This window comes from Vibrio sp. B183, assembly GCF_000740665.1.
Classification (GTDB): domain Bacteria; phylum Pseudomonadota; class Gammaproteobacteria; order Enterobacterales; family Vibrionaceae; genus Vibrio; species Vibrio coralliilyticus.
On sequence record NZ_JPQB01000014.1, the window covers coordinates 187973 to 207890 of the forward strand.

The 19918-nt window shown below is 44.5% G+C and carries 14 protein-coding genes; 7 read left to right on the forward strand and 7 right to left on the reverse strand.

Annotated elements, in window-relative coordinates; genetic code table 11:
• Positions 1-98: 98 nt before the first annotated feature.
• The 3 genes from IX95_RS15480 to IX95_RS15490 all read left to right on the forward strand — a co-directional run bounded on the left by IX95_RS15480 (position 99) and on the right by IX95_RS15490 (position 4865).
• Entirely contained in the window at positions 99-1874 is a 1776-nt protein-coding gene (locus IX95_RS15480; protein WP_029236003.1) for an EAL domain-containing protein, read from the forward strand.
• Positions 1875-1992: 118 nt separating this feature from the next.
• Positions 1993-3309: a GGDEF domain-containing protein gene (locus tag IX95_RS15485; protein ID WP_038161596.1), complete on the forward strand. Its 1317-nt coding sequence runs from the start codon at positions 1993-1995 to the stop codon at positions 3307-3309.
• Positions 3310-3572: 263 nt separating this feature from the next.
• Complete coding sequence (locus tag IX95_RS15490; RefSeq protein WP_038161598.1) at positions 3573-4865, forward strand: insulinase family protein; 1293 nt, start codon at positions 3573-3575, stop codon at positions 4863-4865.
• A 43-nt stretch (positions 4866-4908) separates the two neighbouring features.
• Here IX95_RS15490 and IX95_RS15495 read toward each other — a convergent pair whose 3' ends face one another.
• Genes IX95_RS15495 through IX95_RS15510 form a run of 4 tightly spaced genes read right to left on the reverse strand, consistent with a single transcriptional unit; the run spans position 4909 to position 10449 of the window.
• A complete protein-coding gene (locus tag IX95_RS15495) occupies positions 4909-6501 on the reverse strand; it encodes an ABC transporter ATP-binding protein (protein ID WP_038161601.1) in 1593 nt (530 codons plus the stop codon).
• 2 nt (positions 6502-6503) lie between these two features.
• On the reverse strand, positions 6504-7541 hold the full coding sequence (locus tag IX95_RS15500; protein WP_038161605.1) for an ABC transporter permease: 1038 nt from the start codon (positions 7539-7541) through the stop codon (positions 6504-6506).
• Entirely contained in the window at positions 7541-8629 is a 1089-nt protein-coding gene (locus tag IX95_RS15505; protein ID WP_019274693.1) for a microcin C ABC transporter permease YejB, read from the reverse strand. The genes IX95_RS15500 and IX95_RS15505 overlap by 1 nt, the downstream gene beginning before the upstream one ends.
• Positions 8630-8640: 11 nt before the next feature.
• Entirely contained in the window at positions 8641-10449 is a 1809-nt protein-coding gene (locus IX95_RS15510) for an extracellular solute-binding protein (RefSeq protein ID WP_436411204.1), read from the reverse strand.
• Between the two features lie 141 nt (positions 10450-10590).
• On the opposite strand from IX95_RS15510, the gene IX95_RS15515 reads away from it, so the two are divergent.
• Complete coding sequence (locus IX95_RS15515) at positions 10591-11625, forward strand: GGDEF domain-containing protein (protein ID WP_019274695.1); 1035 nt, start codon at positions 10591-10593, stop codon at positions 11623-11625.
• A 24-nt stretch (positions 11626-11649) separates the two neighbouring features.
• On the opposite strand, the gene IX95_RS15520 is transcribed toward IX95_RS15515, so the two are convergent.
• Positions 11650-12168, reverse strand: coding sequence for an NUDIX hydrolase (locus tag IX95_RS15520; protein ID WP_038161612.1), 519 nt, complete (start codon positions 12166-12168; stop codon positions 11650-11652).
• Between the two features lie 59 nt (positions 12169-12227).
• A complete protein-coding gene (locus tag IX95_RS15525) occupies positions 12228-13865 on the reverse strand; it encodes a methyl-accepting chemotaxis protein (protein ID WP_038161617.1) in 1638 nt (545 codons plus the stop codon).
• A gap of 309 nt (positions 13866-14174) precedes the next feature.
• Between IX95_RS15525 and IX95_RS15530 the strand changes: the two genes are divergently transcribed.
• Complete coding sequence (locus IX95_RS15530; protein WP_038161619.1) at positions 14175-15173, forward strand: 2-hydroxyacid dehydrogenase; 999 nt, start codon at positions 14175-14177, stop codon at positions 15171-15173.
• A 36-nt stretch (positions 15174-15209) separates the two neighbouring features.
• Here IX95_RS15530 and IX95_RS15535 read toward each other — a convergent pair whose 3' ends face one another.
• Positions 15210-17570, reverse strand: a complete 2361-nt coding sequence (locus IX95_RS15535; RefSeq protein ID WP_038161621.1) for an ATP-binding protein — start codon at positions 17568-17570, stop codon at positions 15210-15212.
• 214 nt (positions 17571-17784) lie between these two features.
• On the opposite strand from IX95_RS15535, the gene IX95_RS15540 reads away from it, so the two are divergent.
• Complete coding sequence (locus IX95_RS15540; RefSeq protein ID WP_038161623.1) at positions 17785-18279, forward strand: hypothetical protein; 495 nt, start codon at positions 17785-17787, stop codon at positions 18277-18279.
• A gap of 14 nt (positions 18280-18293) precedes the next feature.
• Positions 18294-19916 carry an ABC transporter ATP-binding protein gene (locus IX95_RS15545; protein WP_038161625.1) on the forward strand — a complete coding sequence of 541 codons (1623 nt, stop codon included), beginning with the start codon at positions 18294-18296 and terminating at the stop codon, positions 19914-19916.
• Positions 19917-19918: the final 2 nt, after the last annotated feature.

The window sequence follows — 19918 nt, forward strand, 5'->3', positions numbered from 1 at the left end:
CATGTTACAAATATAGGTTACACGGAAGATATTTATAAATTCAAAAAATAAAGCTCATGGAAGGCTTACCGCGTGTTGGATTAGGTACGTCGAATCAAATGTCACAGATAATCAAGAATATACCGCCGCAATCGAACGCTTCGTCGGTCTCGAAATGTCGCTATGCAGGTGAAGAATCACAGGGAAATAGCTCCATCGCACTAAGTGGCGCGGAGCTAGATGAGCTTATGGATAACCATTTTAAGCACATGTTTGATGTGTTTAACGATGGTATTTTCTATATGACAGACGATGATCGCATCTTCTTTTATAACCCCACGTTTTACGAGAACTACGATATTGCCTCTGGCCAATGTCATTTGGATGCATGGCTATCTTTGGTCCACCCTCTGGATAAAGCGATGCTCAAAGGTGAAGTAGATGCACACATTCAGAAAGACGAACAAAAGATCTCTACTCAGTACCGAGTAAGAAACAAGACCGGCCAATATGTCTGGATTGAAGGGACTGCAGTGACGAAAACCATCAATGGTACCCGCTTTATGATTGGGTGCCATCGCGATATATCCGATCGCAAGTTGATGGAAACCTATGTCCAGCAAGCCGCATTTAGAGATAACGCTTCTGGCTTATCGAATGGCCAGAAACTGATTATCGATATCGATGCTTTAGTCGACCAACTCCCCGGCCAGCATTCTCTGATCTACATTCAGATTGGCGATATTCGCTCCTACCTAAGCGCATACGGACCCCATATCTTACGTGACGTGATGTCACACCTTATCACAGCGTTAAACTCCTTTACCGATGACTTTATTGATATATACCGTGTGCGCTCTGATGACTTTGCTATTCTCGTCAGAGGCCATTATACAGCCGAAGAGTTAATGACGCTTGGCGAGCGTATATCTCAAACTTATCAAGAATCGGTTCAGGCAAATGGCTACATGTATGGAACGGATATCAGTATTGGTATCTTCCCTAGTTTCGATATTGGTCTTGCCGCTGAAGAAGTAATTAAAGTCGCAGCACGCACCTGTCAGTTCGCTGGTGAAAAACGGCACAATAGAGTCGGCGTTTACAGCAAAGAGACCAAAAGCAAAGTTGATCGGCATTTTTACATCGAACGCGAATTAGCTAACGCGATCCACAACGAGACCTTGACCGTTAAGTTTCAGCCAATCATCTGTGCCAAGAAAAATCGAGTCGCTAGTTTCGAAGCACTGGTACGCTGGCGCAGTGAAGAAATCGGCGAGATCTATCCTGACGAATTCATTGAGGTGGCCGAGAAAAAGGGATTGATCGTTGAACTCGGCTATTTAGTTTTCTCAAAGGCTTGTCAGTTCATAAAACGATACCTAGAGACTCATGGCACGAATATCAGGGTAAACGTTAATGTTTCCGTACTTCAGTTGTTAAACCACCAGTTTCCAGACCGACTAAAACGGTTAGCTGACCGTCTGGGCATTGATACTAAAAACATTGTATTGGAGTTAACCGAAACCATTATTCTCGATGGTAACAAAAGTGCCATTTCCCAGTTAAGTCGACTAAGCGACTACGGTTTTCTACTTTCATTGGATGATTTTGGTTCTGGTTATAGCTCATTAAACAGCTTTTTTGATTTGCCTCTTAACCAAATTAAGGTGGACAAATCGATGGCGTGGCGATGTTTGGACAACCCTGCAACCTTGGAATACCTTTCTTTCATCACTCGCCTTTGCCAAGCTCACAATGTGGATGTTGTTGTAGAAGGTATTGAAAGTGCTGAAATGCAAAAGCGTTTCACAGACATGGGGGCCTCCTTCCTTCAAGGCTACTGGTTCTCTAAACCGCTCTCTATCGCCAGCGCCAGCCAGTACACTCTCGTTTGATTCAGCTCGCTTAGTGGTGTGTTGTCACAAAAGTTTCATCCGTCTTAATAGACTTTTGTGACAATGCTCCATAACATTTGAGTCCTTGATGAATATATAAACAAGATAAACATAGGAAATGTTTTTACATTACAGCAGGCCTCTCAGCTCATCTGCCAACATAGAACTGCGTTGTCTGGCACTCATGCTTTTCGCTGTTTTCATTGTAAACACGCCTCTAAGCTTCATCAAAGATGCTAAGAAGAAAGACATTTCGTTCCAGCTAAAAGCGATTGACGAAACCGTGAATTTGCGTAAACAGCAAATCAGCAGCTATGCCGCGCTCAGCAAAACCCAGATTGCTCAGCAGTACTTCACACACCCCGATTTGTTTTATGATCTTACTCAGCATTTACTGGAGAATCAGAACTTAATTACCAGTATTGAGATAGTCAGCAGAACCCCTTCTCGTCATTATCGATACAAGCATCTGATTGATTCTTATAACTCTTTTTACGCTAGTAGCCTTAACCAAGAAGCGCACCAAATACTCTATCAACCTGACTTAGGTTTATTTACTGAGATTGCACCTGTGTATCAAGGGCTCCAGCATCTTGGTTACCTTGTTCTAGATGTTGATATGAGCGAATTTAATAACACGAGCCGTGATAACATTCTACTACTGGATGACGATGGCTTTATTTACTCAAGCTCACACCCAGCCATCAACAGTTATCAGTATTTACCCGATGCTTACTCAAAAGTCTGGAATGATTTAAATCGCAGTCAGCGCTCGGAAGGTATACTCGAACAAGGCGACAATTATTTTGTTTATAGAGATATTGGCTTTTTTAGTGGTAAACCTTATTTCCTTCTAAAAGTGGTTCCTAAAGACGAGTTTATTCCAAAATATCTGTATCTTATCTTGGCACTTTTGTGCATCAGTGTTGGAGCGTCCTATTATCTTTATAAACTCAGGCAAGAGCGCCGTGAGTTAAATAAGATCACCTACACAGACCAACTTTCTGGTTTACATAACCGCCATTACTTGCAGAAAGTAGAGCAACAGAGCTTAGCCAGTAAAGGCTACTTTATCGGAATATTCGACATTGACCATTTCAAAGCTGTGAATGACAAATATGGTCACGATGTGGGCGACCAAGTCATCAAACGTGTTGCAGCTATCATTAAATCTCGCATTCGCGTTGCTGATTACGCGTTTCGTATAGGTGGAGAGGAATTTGTCGTCCTAATAAATACAACTTCAGTTCAAGATGCCAAGCAGGTGATGAATAGAATTCGTATCGATGTATCACAATTCACTCAGGCTCCGAACGTAACAATATCGGGCGGTATACATCCGGTCGTCGGTACTATACCTCAATCCTTAAAGAAGGCTGATGCTCTTCTGTACAAAGCCAAAGAGAGCGGACGCAACGTTATCTATTGCCAGTAGTCCGACTGCTGGGCTGTTTCAATAACGAGACAAAAACTACTCAAAATCCAATACAGTTTGACTAATAGCGTGAATTTGTACAAAATCCCGCCACATTTTATAAATGAATATGTTCTACTCTGGTTGTAACAAACCAGCAATGCGAGGAAAGGCCATCCTTTCTCAATCACGGATACGATTTTCGCTCAATACCGCCTCTAAATAGCTATATGCAGGTCGATTGATGAACAGGGAAACACTTAAGTCTTCTTCAGGAGTTTGCTGTGTCTATCTATAACCGCGCTTTAACAATAACGTTGACAGCTTTTTTTACTGCTATCGCTGCGTTACCTGTAACCGCAAAACCAACCTCTCCTCTTTGGTTCGAACATACCGATATTACGATGCCTCGTAATATTCAGACATCGGTTCTTGAAAATGGTATCCGCTTGGTTTTAGTTGCTACGCCTAACAAACAACAAGCATTAGAGTTACGCCTTCGAGTTGGAGCAGGTGTTGCTCAGGAGCCTTCGTACCTTCCAGTCTCTCGTGTTCTCGCGAATCAAATAATTGGTGATTCAAAGTGGTCAGCAACGACGGATTACCAGCAAACTGTCTACAGCCTGAGCACAATAAACGACAGCCAACACTCATTAGAAGGTGCTTTGGACTTCATCGAGACAAGCTTCTCACAGCAGAGTTTTGTGCAAAAAGCTTGGAAACAGTCAGCAAATTTGACCGATTACCCAACTGTCGTCAGTCAGAACCAACTTGACTCTCTTGAGCTTGGGAAAAGTACTTCACCAGTAACCGAAACATCAGCCAGTCGAGTGCAGTTGGAAGATCTAGAGCACTACTTTTCTCAGTACTATGTACAAACAAACATGACTTTGGTTATCGTGGGAGATTTCAAAGCTCGTACGCTGCAAAACAAGGTGCAAAAGGCATTCTCTCAATGGCATAACCCAACACCTCTGACAAAAACTCAGCAGCCTGCTCTAAGTATGGGTAACAACGGAATTTCAGGTACTCAAGGAAAGCATAGTGTTTCACTCAGTGCACTAGCTCATGTGTCGGACGACGTCGATAGCAAACTGATGCGAAAAGACCTATTGCTCGCCACGATTACCAATCAGATCCTAGAGCACCGAATTGAATCTGCGCTCGCTGATGTCCATTCTTCGGCGACCGTTTCCGTTAAGAATGAAATCTTGTTTAACCAGAAACTGTTATCTCAAGTACTGGTTTCAAAGATTCCTGATGGTGAGCAGCAAGCCACAAAACAGATCGTTGAGCAAGAAATCAAAACAGCGTTAGCGGTAGGCTTTACACATTCTGAATATGAGGCGGCAGTCAGTGAGATTCGCTTGAATAAACAAGCAGAATTAGTTGTATTTAGACAAGCTGGACCAGCCGCTATTGCAGATCGCATGATCAACGCGATTGATAATGGTTCGGTCTACACCACACCATCCTTTGAGCTAGAACTTATCGACTTTCACGTGGCACATTTAAGTGAAATCGACATTAACAAAGAGTTTGAAAAGATCTGGGCTCACAAACTAAAAAGCATATAAAAAATCAAAGGCTGCTGTTTGCAGCCTTTGTCTTTCTTAGCGTCTAAAAACTCGAAAGCTCGACCAACTCTTTAGTATACGACTGCTCTGGTTGCTTAAATAACAAAGCCGTCTCGCCCTGCTCAACAATCTCGCCTTGCTTCATGACAATGGTGTAGTGACATAACGATTTGACGACATTCAAGTCATGGCTGATAAACAAATATGCCAGCTGATACTTTTCCTGTAGCGATTTCAGCAAATCCAAGACTTGAGCCTGAACTGTGCGATCCAATGACGATGTTGGCTCATCAAGTAGAATAAACTCAGGCTTAAGGATTAATGCTCTAGCTATCGCAATACGTTGACGCTGCCCACCAGAGAATTCATTTGGATAACGATGACGAGTTTCAGGATCGAGATCTACCTCCTCCATAACCTCACAGATCATCTTGTCTACAGTAGCATCGTCGTATTCATGATGAACACGCAGCCCTTCCCCAATTACCTGTGCGACAGACATCCGCGGGTTAAGCGCGGAAAACGGATCTTGAAACACCACCTGCATCTTACTTCGATACGGCAGCATGCGTTTTCGATCCAAACCTTGCAGTTCCTGCTGTTGGTAAAAGATTGAACCCTCGGAGTGCACAAGACGTAAGATGGCCATCCCCGTAGTCGACTTACCGGAGCCACTTTCGCCAACCAACCCTATCGAATGCCCTCGCTTTAGGTCAAATTTCATATCCGTAACGGCTTTAATATGAGAAACGACACGCTTAAACAGCCCCCCAGTAATCGGGAACCAGACTCTAAGATTATCGACTGACAACAAGCTGCTAGAATTAACCGGAGTTTCGACAGGCAAGCCTCTAGGATCAGAGTTAATGAGTTTCTGCGTGTACGGGTGCTTAGGCTCCGAGAAGAGAGATCGACAATCCGCTTCTTCGACTAACTCTCCATTCTGCATCACTGCGACTCGGTCAGCGATACGGCGTACAATACTAAGGTCATGGGTAATAAACAGCATTGCCATACCCAGTTCTTGTTGAAGGTCCTTCAAGAGATCCAAAATTTGCGCCTGTACAGACACATCCAATGCTGTAGTTGGCTCATCAGCAATCAGAAGCTCAGGCTCATTAATCAAGGCCATGGCTATCATCACTCGCTGCCTTTCACCGCCCGACAACTCATGAGGGTACGCATTAATCTTCACATCCGGGTTACGGATCCCAACTTTACCTAGCCATTCAATCGCTAGGGTCTCCGCTTTTTTCTGTCGCACACCACGATGAATGGACAGCGTTTCAACCAACTGCTTTCCAACTTTGTGCAAAGGGTTAAGAGAAACCATCGGCTCTTGAAAGATCATTCCGATTCGGCCACCGCGAATACCCCGTAGTTGCCTCTCCGAACAGCTCAGCATGTCGATGCCATCAAAATTAATGCTACCCTCCAAATAATGGGACGAGCCCTTAGGAAGTAACTTCAGCACTGAATTAGCGGTGACAGACTTGCCCGAGCCGCTCTCTCCAACCAGTGCAAGCGTTTCGCCTTTGTTGATAGACAGCGAAACCTGATGAGTCACTTGTTCGACATTTTTTCCGCGGCCAAACCCTATCGATAGACCGTCAATTGTTAATACTGATTTGGTCATGATTATCTCCCCTGATGGTGAGGGTCAAAGGCGTCACGAACGGCTTCGCCAACAAACACGAGCAGAGTCAACATTACCGACAATACAAAGAAGGCTGAAAAACCTAGCCATGGTGCTTGTAAATTAGCTTTCCCCTGGGCCAATAATTCACCTAATGAAGGTGAACCAGCCGGTAAACCAAAGCCCAGAAAATCAAGAGAAGTCAATGTGGTTACGGAGCCAGAAAGAATGAAAGGCATCATAGTCAAAGAGGCGACCATCGCATTTGGTAACATATGGCGTCTCATAATACGGCTATCATTTACGCCCATTGCCTGCGCTGCTCTAACATAATCGAAGTTACGGCAACGCAGAAACTCTGCCCTGACGACCCCAACTAAGCTCATCCAGCTAAACAAAACCATAATGCCAAGTAGCCACCAGAAATTGGGTTCGACGAAACTAGACAGAATAATCAACAAGAAAAGCGTCGGCATTCCTGACCAGACTTCAATGAAGCGCTGGCCTAACAAATCAAGCCAGCCACCGTAGTAGCCTTGTGTAGCCCCAACAATCACTCCAATCACGCTGGAAATAATTGTCAGCACAAAACCAAACAGAACAGAGATCCTGAAACCATAGATAATTCGTGCCAGTACATCCCGCCCTTTGTCATCGGTACCAAGTAGGTTAACGTTGTCGGGCGCAGAGGGCACCGAACCAGAGATGTTGTAATTGATAGTGTCATAGCTAAAACGAATCAAAGGCCAGATGATGTATCCTTTCTCTTCAATCAGCTCAATGACATATGGATCGGTGTAATCCGCTTCGGTCTCAAACTCCCCACCAAACTCAGTTTCCGCATATTGAGTCGTGATCGGGTAATACCACACACCTTCATACTCCACTAGCAATGGCTTATCGTTAGCTATCAATTCCGCAAACAAACTAAGCACGAATAGAGTCATGAAAATCCACAGTGACCAGTAGCCACGTTTGTTTGCTCGAAACCTCAGCCAGCGCGCTTCATTTAACGGGTTACGTCTTTTTTTCGTCAGCATTAACGCGCCTCAAAATCAATTCTTGGGTCAACCCAGGTGTATGTTAAATCGGAGATTATGCTCAGAATTAGGCCGAGCAAGGTCATAATGTACAGGGAACTAAATACGACCGGATAATCTCGTTGGATGGTTGATTCAAACCCGAGTAAGCCAATCCCTTCAAGTGAAAACATTACTTCAATCAGCATGGAGCCAGTGAAAAAGATGCTGATGAACGCAGCAGGGAAACCAGCAATGATGATCAACATCGCATTACGAAACACGTGCTTGTAAAGAATACTTCTTTCATCTAGACCTTTCGCTCGCGCCGTTACAACGTATTGTTTATTGATCTCATCGAGAAAAGAGTTCTTCGTCAGCATGCTCAATGTTGCAAATCCACCGATAACCATCGCCAGTATCGGTAATGTCAGATGCCAGAAATAATCGATGATTTGCTCATACCAAACGAGCTGCTCAAAGTTGCTGGATACCAGCCCCCGAAGCGGAAACCAACTAAAGTAATTGCCACTAGCAAACAAGATAATCAGAATGATGGCGAACAGGAAACCGGGGATCGCATAGCCCACGATCACTACAGCGCTCGACCAAACGTCAAACCGGGAGCCATGGTGGATAGCCTTCATGATGCCCAAAGGAATGGAAATCAAGTAAATGATCAGCGTGCTCCACAAACCTAATGAAATAGAGACGGGTAAGCGCTCGACAATCAAATCAATCACATTGCCGCCTTTAAAAAGGCTTTCACCAAAATTGAATGTGGCGTAGTTTTTGAGCATTTCGAAGTAACGCACATGCAGAGGCTTATCAAAACCAAACTGCTTTTTTATCTCTTCAACCACTTCCGGGTCTAGGCCTCGTGAGCCTTTATAGCCAGTCGAGTTAGCATCACTCCCTACATCGAGGTCAACTTCACTGCCGCCCCCAGCAAAACGTTCCATAATGCCAGAGCTATGCCCTTCTAGCTGCGCAATAGCCTGCTCAACCGGCCCTCCCGGTGCAATCTGAATAATGAAGAAGTTGATGGTGATGATCGCCCACAATGTGGGGATCACCAAAAGTAAGCGACGAAATATGTAGGCTGCCATCTATCCCTCTGTTAACGTCGTTTTTCAGGTAACTTGGCGGCTTTATCCTTTGATATCCACCAAGTATCAATACCTAAGTCATATCTAGGCATGTTTTCCGGACGCTCAAATTTGTCCCACATCGCTACACGATATTCACTCACGTGCCATTGTGGAATGATGTAAAAGTTCCACTGCAACACGCGGTCGAGAGCACGTCCTAAAGAAAGTAGTGCATCTGGGTCTTGCTGTTTCTTGGAGATTTCCATCGTCAGACTATCAACGACTGGGTCAATAACGCCCGCCCTGTTGTAGGTCGAGTCAATGTAGTTGGAGTTCCAGACAATCATTAAGTTCGGGCTTGGATATGGGTTCGCGGAGTAGGCTGAAGAGACCATGTCAAAGTCACGATCACGAAGTCGCTTAATGTACTGTGTGGTATCAACTGAGCGGATCTTCATATCGATGCCCATACGCTTCATATTTTTCTGTACTGGAATCGCAATACGCTCCGCAGTCGGGCTATAGATCAATAGCTCAAAGCTAAACGGCTCGCCTGTTTTGGTATTGGTGAGTACTTTGTTTTTCAGCTCCCAACCTGCTTCTTTTAGCAGCTTAAACGCTGTGCGCATCTGAGCACGAATACGCCCCGAACCATCGGTAACCGGAGGCTGAAACTCTTCTGTAAACACACGAGGTGGAATCTTGTCTTTAAACGGCTCTAAAACCTTCAACTCCTGAGCGCTCGGTACGCCCTTCGCTTCATAGTCGGTATTCTGGAAGTAACTGCGTGTGCGAGTGTACTGACCGTAGAACATATTCTTGTTCATCCACTCGAAGTCCATCGCATAGGTCAGCGCCTCACGGACTCTGGCATCTTTAAATACTTCACTTTGCGTGTTGAATACAAAAGCTTGTGTGTTTTCTGGTTTTTGATGAGGGATTTCCTGTTTGGTGATGTAACCTTTATCAAAGTTCACACCCGTATATGAATTTGCCCAGAACTTCGCCGAGGTTTCCAAACGAAAATCAAATTCACCTGCTTTGAAAGCTTCCAGCATTACAGTGTCATCCCGGTAGTAGTCGTATTGCACTTCCTTGAAATTATTACGACCGACGTTTACCGGCAGATCTTTCGCCCAATAGTCATCTACTAGCGAATAAGTGACACTCTGACCAGATTTATAATCGGCAATTTTGTAAGCTGAGCTGCCAACAGGGGGCGTAGAAAGAGGTTCTGAAAATTTCTTGTCTTTCCAAAAGTGTTCCGGCAACACACGGGTAGATTGAGCAAAGCTGAACATCTTTTCGCGATTAGGTGTTGCCATTTCAATGCGGACCGTCAGATCGTCCTTGGCTGTTACCGACTTAATATCTTTGTAGTAAACGCGATACTGCGGCACACCTTCTGTCATGAATTTATCGAACGTGAAAGCCACATCGTGCGCGGTAATTGGTTCTCCATCGTGAAAACGTGCCTTAGGATTGATGTCCATTTCAAGCCAGGTGTAGTCGTCCGAATATCTCACTCTCTCTGCGATCAGAGGGTAGTAGGCATCGATTTCATCACTAGGGGAAAACATGAGTGTGTCATACAACTCCCCTGTTGCGGCAGCGGCGACACCTCTGGAGGCAAATCGGTTAAAGTTATCGTACGTCCCGACTCGGCCATAAGTAATTTTGCCAAATTTGGGGGCATCAGGGTTTACGTAATCAAAGTGAGTAAAGTTGTTTGGGTATTTAGCCTCACCAAAACCGACTAAACTGGTCGTTTCGATAACTTTGGCGTAACCGATCGAGCTAATGCTCGCGATCACGGCACCTAATAGAACGTTGCGCATTTTGGTCATTCCCTGTGTCCTCAGCTGAATTCGCTATTCTTTTATTACTATACTATTAATTAACATTAATAATTCAATTACTTGAATAAGTATAGGTGTTCGCTAAAAACCTATCGAAGAGTTCACGTCAAGGATGTGCCTATGCCACAGATTAGTGATCTATTTAAGTTTGGACCGTTTGAACTACACCAGCGTCTGGAAGCGCTTTCCTTGTCATATGGCGATAGTCAGGCATGGCAAAGTGAGCTCACCAAAGAATGCCGAGAAGAGATTAAAACGGCGGTCTACACTCAACTCCTTCAGCATTTTGAACACTCTGATGTGGTTAGCCAAATACTTGGCCACTTCCATATTCACCAATCCTTGGATGCTTACCTCGATATACTGCTGACTCAAGAATTAGAAGATAGGTATATTGAGGGGCTCGCCGAACACATCCTTAGTATTTCCAAATATGAAGAGGTGCATGAATATTACTCCATTGTGAGTCATGTATTGCATCGATGTATCATCGACAATTTAGCGAGCCACTGCTGTTTCCTAGAGAGCTCCAACTCACTTGAGCGCCGCTTGCAGCTGGATTTATCTATTTTACTTCAGTTTTTACACACCAAATCGATAGAAGACTCTCGTCGTTACGCCTCCCTAATGGAAATAAGAGATCCTTTAACCGATCTCTACAATCACAACACCTTTCCCAATGAACTAGAAAAAATGCTGGTGCGCTGTAAGCGACACAATACCAGTGCTCTGGTGTTAGACATTCATTTGGAAGGCTTAGGCGCGATAAACCGTCGTTTGGGATACGAAGCTGGTGATACCTTATTGCAGAGCTTTGCATTCACTGCGCAAGAACTCATTCGTCAATCTGATATGATTGCCAGGGGTTCGCGCAGCAACTTCTATTTCGTCTTGGAAGACACCACGAACAGGGACGGGAAAGCAATCTGTGAACGCCTCATTTCTGCCGTAGACGGCTCGTCAGAATTACCGATTACCTTGCAAATTGGCGGAGCGAGTTATTCATCAGATAGTGACATTGACTGTGATGAGTTGTTAGGTCTAGCTCATGAGCACATGGAACTGGCGAGAGCACGTTCACTCATCAACCATAGCCATGAATACAGCGTCCATTTTGATAGCAAAGATAATTTGATCCAATTGATAAAAGGATAAAGCCCGTAAGGTACGGGCTTTATTTTAGAGCATTTCTTTAGCAATCATATGTAGCAAAAACGTCTCGCGCTCAATACTCATGCCTTTCTTCGGGCTCTCTGCAATAGTCTTTTCATTGTGGGCAATCGCTTGATGGATGTTCATCCATACGGCCTTCATGCCATTTTTCATTTCATAATCTTCGTACGCAGTTTCACCTAACTCACGATCGACTTTACAGGTGTAGCAATAAGAGTGCATGTGCATGACATCAGCGTCGTCTTTGTACCAAGGGCGAAACTCTTCGTAGATACCATATGGCTTGATATTGTGAATGTTTTGCGCACCTGTTTCTTCCTGAAGCTCCCGTACCATACCTGCGATAATGTCCTCGCCATCATCAATACCACCACCGGGTATGGTGTAATCATGATAACGCTCGGTGTATAACAAAAGAATATCTTCACCATCGACAACAATCGCTCTTGCAGCGTTACGTTGGAAGACCGTTTTGTCATCAAGATGGCTGATATCAGGGTGAATAGCAGTTTTTAAGTGTCGCATTCAGTGTTCACGATTAAAAAATTTGCCGCGATTCTACCATATCACCCCGAGGCCTCAAGCTAAGCCAGTTTGAAACGGTTAATCATGGCCATTAGGTCATCTGAAACTCGGCCAAGCTCCTGGCTAGAACTGGCCATCTGGTTAGACTCTCCAGACACCGTAGATGCCATATCACTCAGGCTCACCACATTGCGGTTAATATCATTCACCGTCACGGTTTGCTCTTCTGCAGCAGTAGCGATGTGCTGGTTCATTTCCTCAATGGTGTGAACTTCTTTGTTAATCTTGTTCAGAGCCTCACCGGCCTGACTTGAGAGCTCTGATGCATTAGTCGCTTTAGCTGTGCCCTGGTCCATGACTTTCACCACGTTTTCAGCGCCGACCTGAAGTTTCTCAACAATGTTCTGAATCTCTAAAGTAGACTCGTGAGTACGAAGAGAGAGGCTTCTTACTTCATCCGCAACTACCGCAAAGCCGCGTCCTTGTTCACCTGCCCTTGCCGCTTCAATTGCTGCATTTAGAGCGAGTAGATTGGTCTGTTCAGCAACGCCGCGAATAACTTCAAGAACCGTGTCAACGTTACGAGCATCTGATGCGAGCTTCTGAACAACCTGACTAGCGGACTGTATTTGCTCCGCAAGTTCATTGGCTTCTTGAACGTTTTTGTCAATGATCTTGTGGCTGTGGTTGGCTTCCTGAGCAGCTAAACGACTAGCGTCATTTGCTTCGACAGTGCGTGCAGCTACTTCTTCAACTGTTGCTAGCATTTCGGTCATTGCCGTCGCGAGCATATCCACATCGCTTTGCTGTTGGTTAAGGCTGTCGTCGATATGATGAACAGAATTAGAAAGCTGATTAGCAGCACTAGAGACTTGGCTACCCGCATCGCTGATGCTGAGCATGATTCCTTGCACGGAAGCAACAAATTGGTTGAAGTAGCGAGAGAGAAGCACGAGTTCTTTACTGCCCTCTTCTGGAAGCCTTTGGGTCAGATCACCTTCACCTTTAGATAACGTTTGCATAGCTCGCACGGTACGCTTAATAGGAGATGTGATTGTTTTGATGAAAAAACCGATCGTGATAGAAAGAACAGCAAGAATACCAATGGCATAACCCGCAGATGCAACCTCAGAGCGGTGCATGTCAGCCTGAAGCGCGACCATATTCATGCCAGAGCCAATCATCCAACCCCAAGGCTGAAACATTAACGCATAACTGGTTTTAGGATCCAATTTCTCACTATCTGGATTCTTCCAGCTGTAGTCAACAAAGCCACCACCATTTCTGGCCACCTGATAAAGTTCCTGAACAAAAAACTTACCTTCGCTGTCTTTCAAACCAAGGATATTTTTTCCAAGTAAAGACAACACACCACTGGCTAACTGCACACCATCAGAATCACCGACAAATATATAGTTGTCACCATCAAATCGCATTGCAGAAATGGTTTGTAGCGCTCTACCTTGAGCTTCGCTTTCTGAGATTTGACCCGATTGATAGAGCTGGTAGTAGTGTTTCGCAACACCTGATGCAGATTCGACCAGAGTTGACACACCTCGCTCATAGTTTTCACGCATGTGCTCGCGGGACTGGGCAATGTTGAGGAGAGTATTCGCAAATAAACCAATAGCAAACAAGCCTAATATAGACCACGCTCGTGCTGCTATGGACACTTCAGAAAGCTTTTGTTTAATCATATCCATATTTCCTAGCCAGAGAACAAAATTCCATCTGCCCTTAGCCTCACCTCCACTTAAGTCGATGATTAATAAGCTAAGAGCTATTTAATTTATAAATACCACTTTAGCAGTAAAAAAGTGATCTTGAGATGAAAATTGAGCTAATTTTGCGAGGAACTTTATTAATAACAAAAAAATCACTGTAAATAATTGAGGAATATAAGTGTTTAATTTTCCACAGCAAATTTGTGGTTTAATTTTTTCTTGAATCACGGTTCAATAGAGCCCGTTCTATTTCCTCCCGTAATATTTTGAGAGAGGCCTACCATGTTAGATGTCGCTGTGTTTAGTGCTAAGTCTTATGACGAAGCGTCCTTCGCTAAAGTAAATAAAGAGTATGGATTTGAACTGCATTTCCATGAATTCCAGTTAACCAAAAAGACCGCCAAAATGGCCCATGACTGCCAGGTGGTTTGTGCGTTTGTTAATGACGACTTATCTGCACCCGTGCTAGAGGCACTTGCAGAACAAGGCGTAAGACTGATTGCAATGCGTTGTGCTGGTTTTGATCGCGTTGATTTAGACGCGGCTAAGCGCCTTGGTCTTCAGGTGGTTCGTGTTCCCGCTTACTCACCAGAATCCGTCGCAGAGCACACTGTTGGCTTAATGATGAGCCTAAATCGCCGTTTTCATAAAGCTTATCAGCGTACCAGAGATGCAAACTTCTCATTAGACGGTTTAGTTGGCTTTAACTTTCACGGTAAGACCGTGGGTGTTATCGGCACAGGTAAGATCGGCATCGCCACTATGCGCATTCTCAAAGGTCTAGGCATGAACATCCTTTGCTTTGACCCATTTGAGAACCCTCTAGCCATCGAGCTGGGAGCAAGCTACTGCTCAAAAGAAGAATTATTCGAAAAAAGTGACATCATCACGCTGCACTGTCCGATGTCTGAAGAAAACTACCACCTCCTAGATAAAAAAGCCTTCAGTAAGATGAAAGATGGCGTCATGCTCATCAACACAAGCCGTGGCGGATTGTTGGATGCTGCCGCTGCCATTGAAGCCTTAAAAACAAGGCGAATCGGCGCTCTTGGGCTGGATGTCTATGAAAATGAGAAAGAGCTCTTTTTCCGAGATAAGTCTAATGACGTCATTGTCGATGATGTCTTCCGTCGCTTGTCTGCCTGTCACAATGTTCTCTTCACTGGTCACCAGGCTTTCCTGACTGATGAAGCTCTCGGCAACATAGCTGACACCACCCTAGGCAATATTGACGCCTTCGGGAAAAGCCAAACCTCTGGTAATGAACTGGTAGAGCTATAACATTAAAAAGGGCTTTCATCTGAAAGCCCTTTTTGGTTATTTCCTTAATGCATTGAGCTTGGCTTGAGCAATACCAAATACCGTATCAATTGGGTAACTGCCCTCATCACTTGGCTCACCCGCAGGTTTACCCATGAATAACTCAATGGCTTCAGTCACATGGTCAATCGCCCAGATTTGAAACTCGCCTCGTTCAACCGCCTTTACAACATCAGGGCGTAGCATAAGGTTGTGCATGTTGGCTCTTGGTATGATCACGCCTTGATTTTCACTGCGACCTTTAATCGTACACACATCGAAGAAGCCTTCAATTTTCTCGTTAACACCACCGATAGGCTGTGCTTCACCAAACTGATTCATTGAGCCTGTAATTGCAATATCTTGACGGTTAGCTTGTTTAGAAAAGGCCGACACTACCGCACAGAACTCCGCCATACTTGCGCTATCACCATCAACACCACCGTAGGACTGCTCAAACGTGATGGTGGTTGTTAAAGGCACTTTGGCCGTTTTACCAAATACTGAAGAGAGGTAAGCGGTTAATATCATGACACCTTTTGAGTGAATGCTACCACCTAAGTCAACACTACGCTCGATGTCGATCACTTCACCGCCACCATAACAAGTCGTCGCTGTAATACGGTTTGGTGCACCAAACATGTACTCACTGGTGCTCAAAACAGATAGCGCGTTAACCTGACCGATGGCTTCTCCTTCAGTTTGAATCAGGGTGGTTCCGTTGATGAAACCTTCCATCACACTGTCTTTGAGACGACTTACTCGCATCTCCTGATTGGATAGCGCCTCTTCAACATGGCTAGAACGAATCATATTCGAGTTAGCCTGACGAGCAACGTAGTTTGATTCTCGGATCAGGTTAGCAATGTTAGCTGAGTGCAATGAAAGCTTGGTCTGGTCGCCTGACAATCGGGAGCTATGCTCGATAATCCGAGCGATGGCCTTCTTATCACAATGGAGCATATTGTTGTCGTTGACGACACTGGAAATAAAACGCGCATATTGCAGTTCAGACTGCGGGCTACGTGTCATTTCATCTTCGAAGTCAGCCGTTACGCGGAACAGTTCGCTAAACTCCGGATCGTAATGTTGAAGTAGTTGATAGGTGCGGTAATCACCAAATAGGATAATCTTAACGTCCAATGGGATGGCTTCAGGGTCAAGCGATACTGCACCTGTTAACGTGACTTCTTTCTCCAGCGAGGTAAAGCTTAGTTTGCGAGCTCGCAGCGCACGTTTCAACCCATCCCAAACATAAGGTTGTTCCAGTACTTTTTGAGCGTCCATCAATAATACGCCACCATTAGCTTTATGCAGACTACCTGGGCGAATCAATGAGAAATCCGTAAACACAGTACCTTTAAAGGTGGCTGTTTCAATGTAACCAAACAAGCTGTGATAGTTCGGGTTCTCTTCAACCACAATAGGAAACTCATCATCTTTGCGGCTTACAAGAACGTTAACTTTGTAACGACGTGGAAGTTTCTTATCTAAGGACGCTGTGGCAACCTCTCCTTGCTCTGCACTTTGCTCTAAAAAGATGTCAGCGTTTTCAACAATATCTTGCTGAAGTTCTGTTAGATAAGTTTTGATTTCTGCGTAGCCGGAGTAGTCCTTTTTCAGCTGTTTGATAAAGTGAGTGATGACATCCAATGTTACATCGTCATTCAGTTTCTTAATTTTTTCACTGTACGCTTCTTCCCACTCCGTCAACTGACGAACCATATCTCTCAACTTGATTTCAAGTTCATCAATGGTAGAGCCAAAATACTCTTGCTCTTTCTTAGTCAGCTCCTCAAAAGACTCTTCAGTGTGCATCTCCTCACCATTCATTGCGACAAACTGGTAGTCACCCTGAGTAGTAATAGTAAGACTGATGCCTTTGGTTTTTGCTTCTTTGGTGATGACGGCTAACTCTGCTTCCTGCTTTTGCGCCAGTTGGTTTTTAAGCTTATCGGCTCGGCTGTAGTAGAGCTCATTGTCGAATGCCAGAGGAATGGCGTTGACCAGTTTTGACATCAATTTCTCGATGTCTTGTTTAAGTTGGCTACCGATTCCACATGGGAGTGCTAGTACCTTCGGTGTCCTGATATCTTCAAAATTTGCGACATAACACCAGTCATAAAGTGCTTTCGCATCGTGCTGGTGACGGTTGAGATAACGCAAAATCATTGTTCGCTTACCAAGGCCATTCTGACCAATAGCATAGATGTTGTAGCCCTTCTCCTTAATGGACATAGCGAACTCTACTGCCTTTTGAGCACGTTCTTGACCGACGATTTCGTCAATGGGTGCCAGCTCTTTTGTAGACTTACTCGGTAGCATTTCCAGCTCCGCAGCATGATACAGCTGGCTCATTTCTAGCCGTTGAATTGCCATCTTTCTTTCCTTATTGTTATTTTCCATCAACTCTATAACGACCTAGTGTAGGCCAGTTTTGTTTATATTTTAGTGACTTAGGCATTATTCGGGTTCAACTGCCTAAATATTCACCAATTACGCTGTCAAATATCATTTAAATGATAATTATTTGCAATGGTTAATGAATTGCATTTAAATATGCCTTGTTACGATTTTGGTGGAGTAATTGAACATGGATCTACAACAGTGCTGGACACATTACCTAAAAGCTGAGCAGTTATTAGAACAAGGTCATTGGCCAGAGGCACACTACTTGTACGATCAAGTTCTGCATCATTTACCGACGCATATCCAAAGCGCGCTAAGTGATGACCAAACCAAACCTTGCCAATTCAGCTGCTTATTAACTGGCTTACGTGATGCTGCTGTCTCTCAATCAGAGATCCTCAACAAAATGGGTCAGCATCAAAGTGCCTTCAACTTGCTTAACCAAAGCTATGCTTTGCTTCAGTTTATGTCGATTGAATCTGCAGAATTGGTTCAGGCTACCCACCACGTTCTTGATAAAAACTGTGAGGATCTTTTGCGCCATATGGGCGCGTTTTGTAGTGCTCAACGTAATGCTCAGTGGATGTTAGAGTTTGAACAAGTTCAAAAAGCTCATCACCACTTCTCAGCATTGAAGAGCTATGGCAATGCAACGGAAAGCTCGCATCAAATAAATTAAAACAAGGAATGCAAATGTCACAGATGCCAATTTTAGAGGTTAAAAACCTTTCGGTCAGCTTTACAACCAACGACGGTATTGTAGACGCGGTAAAGGATGTTAACTTCGAACTCTTTCAGGGTGAAACGCTCGCTATCGTAGGAGAATCCGGTAGTGGTAAGTCCGTTTCGACTAACGCTCTGATGCAGTTATTACCAAATAATGCCATTGTTCACTCCCAGTCCAGCATCATCTTTGAGGGTGAGCAACTGGTCGATAAACCTGAAAAAGATATGCAGTCCATTCGTGGCGACCACATTGGTATGATTTTTCAGGAACCGATGACTTCTCTCAACCCATTTATGCGAGTGGGCATTCAGGTGGCAGAAGCCATCATGTGTCATCGCCCAGTATCGCGTTCTCAAGCGAAACAAAAAGTGCTTGAGCTGTTTAATCTGGTTCATCTTCCAAACCCGGAGCAAGCGTACACCAAGTACCCACACGAATTCTCAGGCGGTCAGTTGCAACGTATTATGATTGCGATGGCACTGATCAACGAACCTGACATTCTTATTGCTGACGAACCGACTACTGCACTTGATGTAACAGTACAAGCGGAAGTACTGAATCTGATCAAAGAGATTCAGGCTAAAATGGGCATGGCCATTCTGTTCATTACGCACGACTTAGGGGTCGTAAAACACCTTGCTGATCGCGTTATTGTTATGTGTAAAGGCGATGTAGTTGAGGAAGGCCAGTGTCAGGCATTGTTTAGAAACCCTCAGCATGATTACACAAAAATGCTGATCAACTCGATTCCGAAAGGCAGTAAAGATCCGGTAGAGGATGGCGCTCCGCCATTACTTAAAGCTGATAATATTCGAGTCAAGTTCCTGATAAAGTCTCATTTTATTCAGAGTAAAAATGAGTACTTTGAAGCGGTTAAAGGCATTTCTCTTGAGCTTAAACAAGGCGAGACCTTAGGTATTGTCGGTGAGTCTGGCTCAGGAAAATCGACGCTCGGCCGTGCGCTTATCGGCCTACTGCCTTGTTCGGGTGGGATTGAGTTCAAAGGTCAGGATGTGAAGGCGCTAAGTGAGAAAGAACGCTTTGGGCTCAAAAAAGACATTCAGATGGTTTTCCAAGACCCTTATGGTTCTCTCTCCCCGCGTATGACCGTCGGTGACATCATTACTGAAGGTCTAACAGTACATCAGCCTCAGATGGGCCGTGCTGAACGTATGCAGCGCGCTCGCAAAGCATTGGAAGAAGTGAGACTAGATCCTCACTCAATCAACCGTTACCCACATGAGTTCTCTGGTGGTCAGCGTCAGCGTATCGCAATTGCTCGTGCTTTGATCTTAGAGCCTTCATTTATTTTGTTGGATGAACCTACGTCTGCACTCGACCGCTCTGTACAGTTGACCGTTATCGACTTGCTTAAAGATATTCAGAAAAAGCACAACATTGGCTTCCTGTTCATCAGTCATGACTTGAGCGTAGTGAAAGCACTTTCTGATCGCGTATTAGTGATGCAGAAAGGCGAAGTGATGGAAGAAGGCACGGCCGATGAAATCTTCCACTCTCCGAAGAATGACTACACTAAGATGCTTATCGATGCGTCTTTCGATTTAGACGAAGAGATCGTCGCAGCATAGTA

Excerpts from the sequence above, each read along its gene's own strand:
- IX95_RS15495 (WP_038161601.1), bottom strand. The coding sequence starts at position 6,501 with ATGACCAAATCAGTATTAACAATTGACGGTCTATCGATAGGGTTTGGC.
- IX95_RS15540 (WP_038161623.1), top strand. The coding sequence starts at position 17,785 with ATGGATCTACAACAGTGCTGGACACATTACCTAAAAGCTGAGCAGTTA.
- IX95_RS15505 (WP_019274693.1), bottom strand. The coding sequence starts at position 8,629 with ATGGCAGCCTACATATTTCGTCGCTTACTTTTGGTGATCCCCACATTG.
- IX95_RS15525 (WP_038161617.1), bottom strand. The coding sequence starts at position 13,865 with ATGATTAAACAAAAGCTTTCTGAAGTGTCCATAGCAGCACGAGCGTGG.
- IX95_RS15485 (WP_038161596.1), top strand. The coding sequence starts at position 1,993 with ATGTTTTTACATTACAGCAGGCCTCTCAGCTCATCTGCCAACATAGAA.
- IX95_RS15520 (WP_038161612.1), bottom strand. The coding sequence starts at position 12,168 with ATGCGACACTTAAAAACTGCTATTCACCCTGATATCAGCCATCTTGAT.
- IX95_RS15535 (WP_038161621.1), bottom strand. The coding sequence starts at position 17,570 with ATGGCAATTCAACGGCTAGAAATGAGCCAGCTGTATCATGCTGCGGAG.
- IX95_RS15515 (WP_019274695.1), top strand. The coding sequence starts at position 10,591 with ATGCCACAGATTAGTGATCTATTTAAGTTTGGACCGTTTGAACTACAC.
- IX95_RS15545 (WP_038161625.1), top strand. The coding sequence starts at position 18,294 with ATGTCACAGATGCCAATTTTAGAGGTTAAAAACCTTTCGGTCAGCTTT.
- IX95_RS15530 (WP_038161619.1), top strand. The coding sequence starts at position 14,175 with ATGTTAGATGTCGCTGTGTTTAGTGCTAAGTCTTATGACGAAGCGTCC.
- IX95_RS15510 (WP_436411204.1), bottom strand. The coding sequence starts at position 10,449 with ATGCGCAACGTTCTATTAGGTGCCGTGATCGCGAGCATTAGCTCGATC.
- IX95_RS15500 (WP_038161605.1), bottom strand. The coding sequence starts at position 7,541 with ATGCTGACGAAAAAAAGACGTAACCCGTTAAATGAAGCGCGCTGGCTG.
- IX95_RS15480 (WP_029236003.1), top strand. The coding sequence starts at position 99 with ATGTCACAGATAATCAAGAATATACCGCCGCAATCGAACGCTTCGTCG.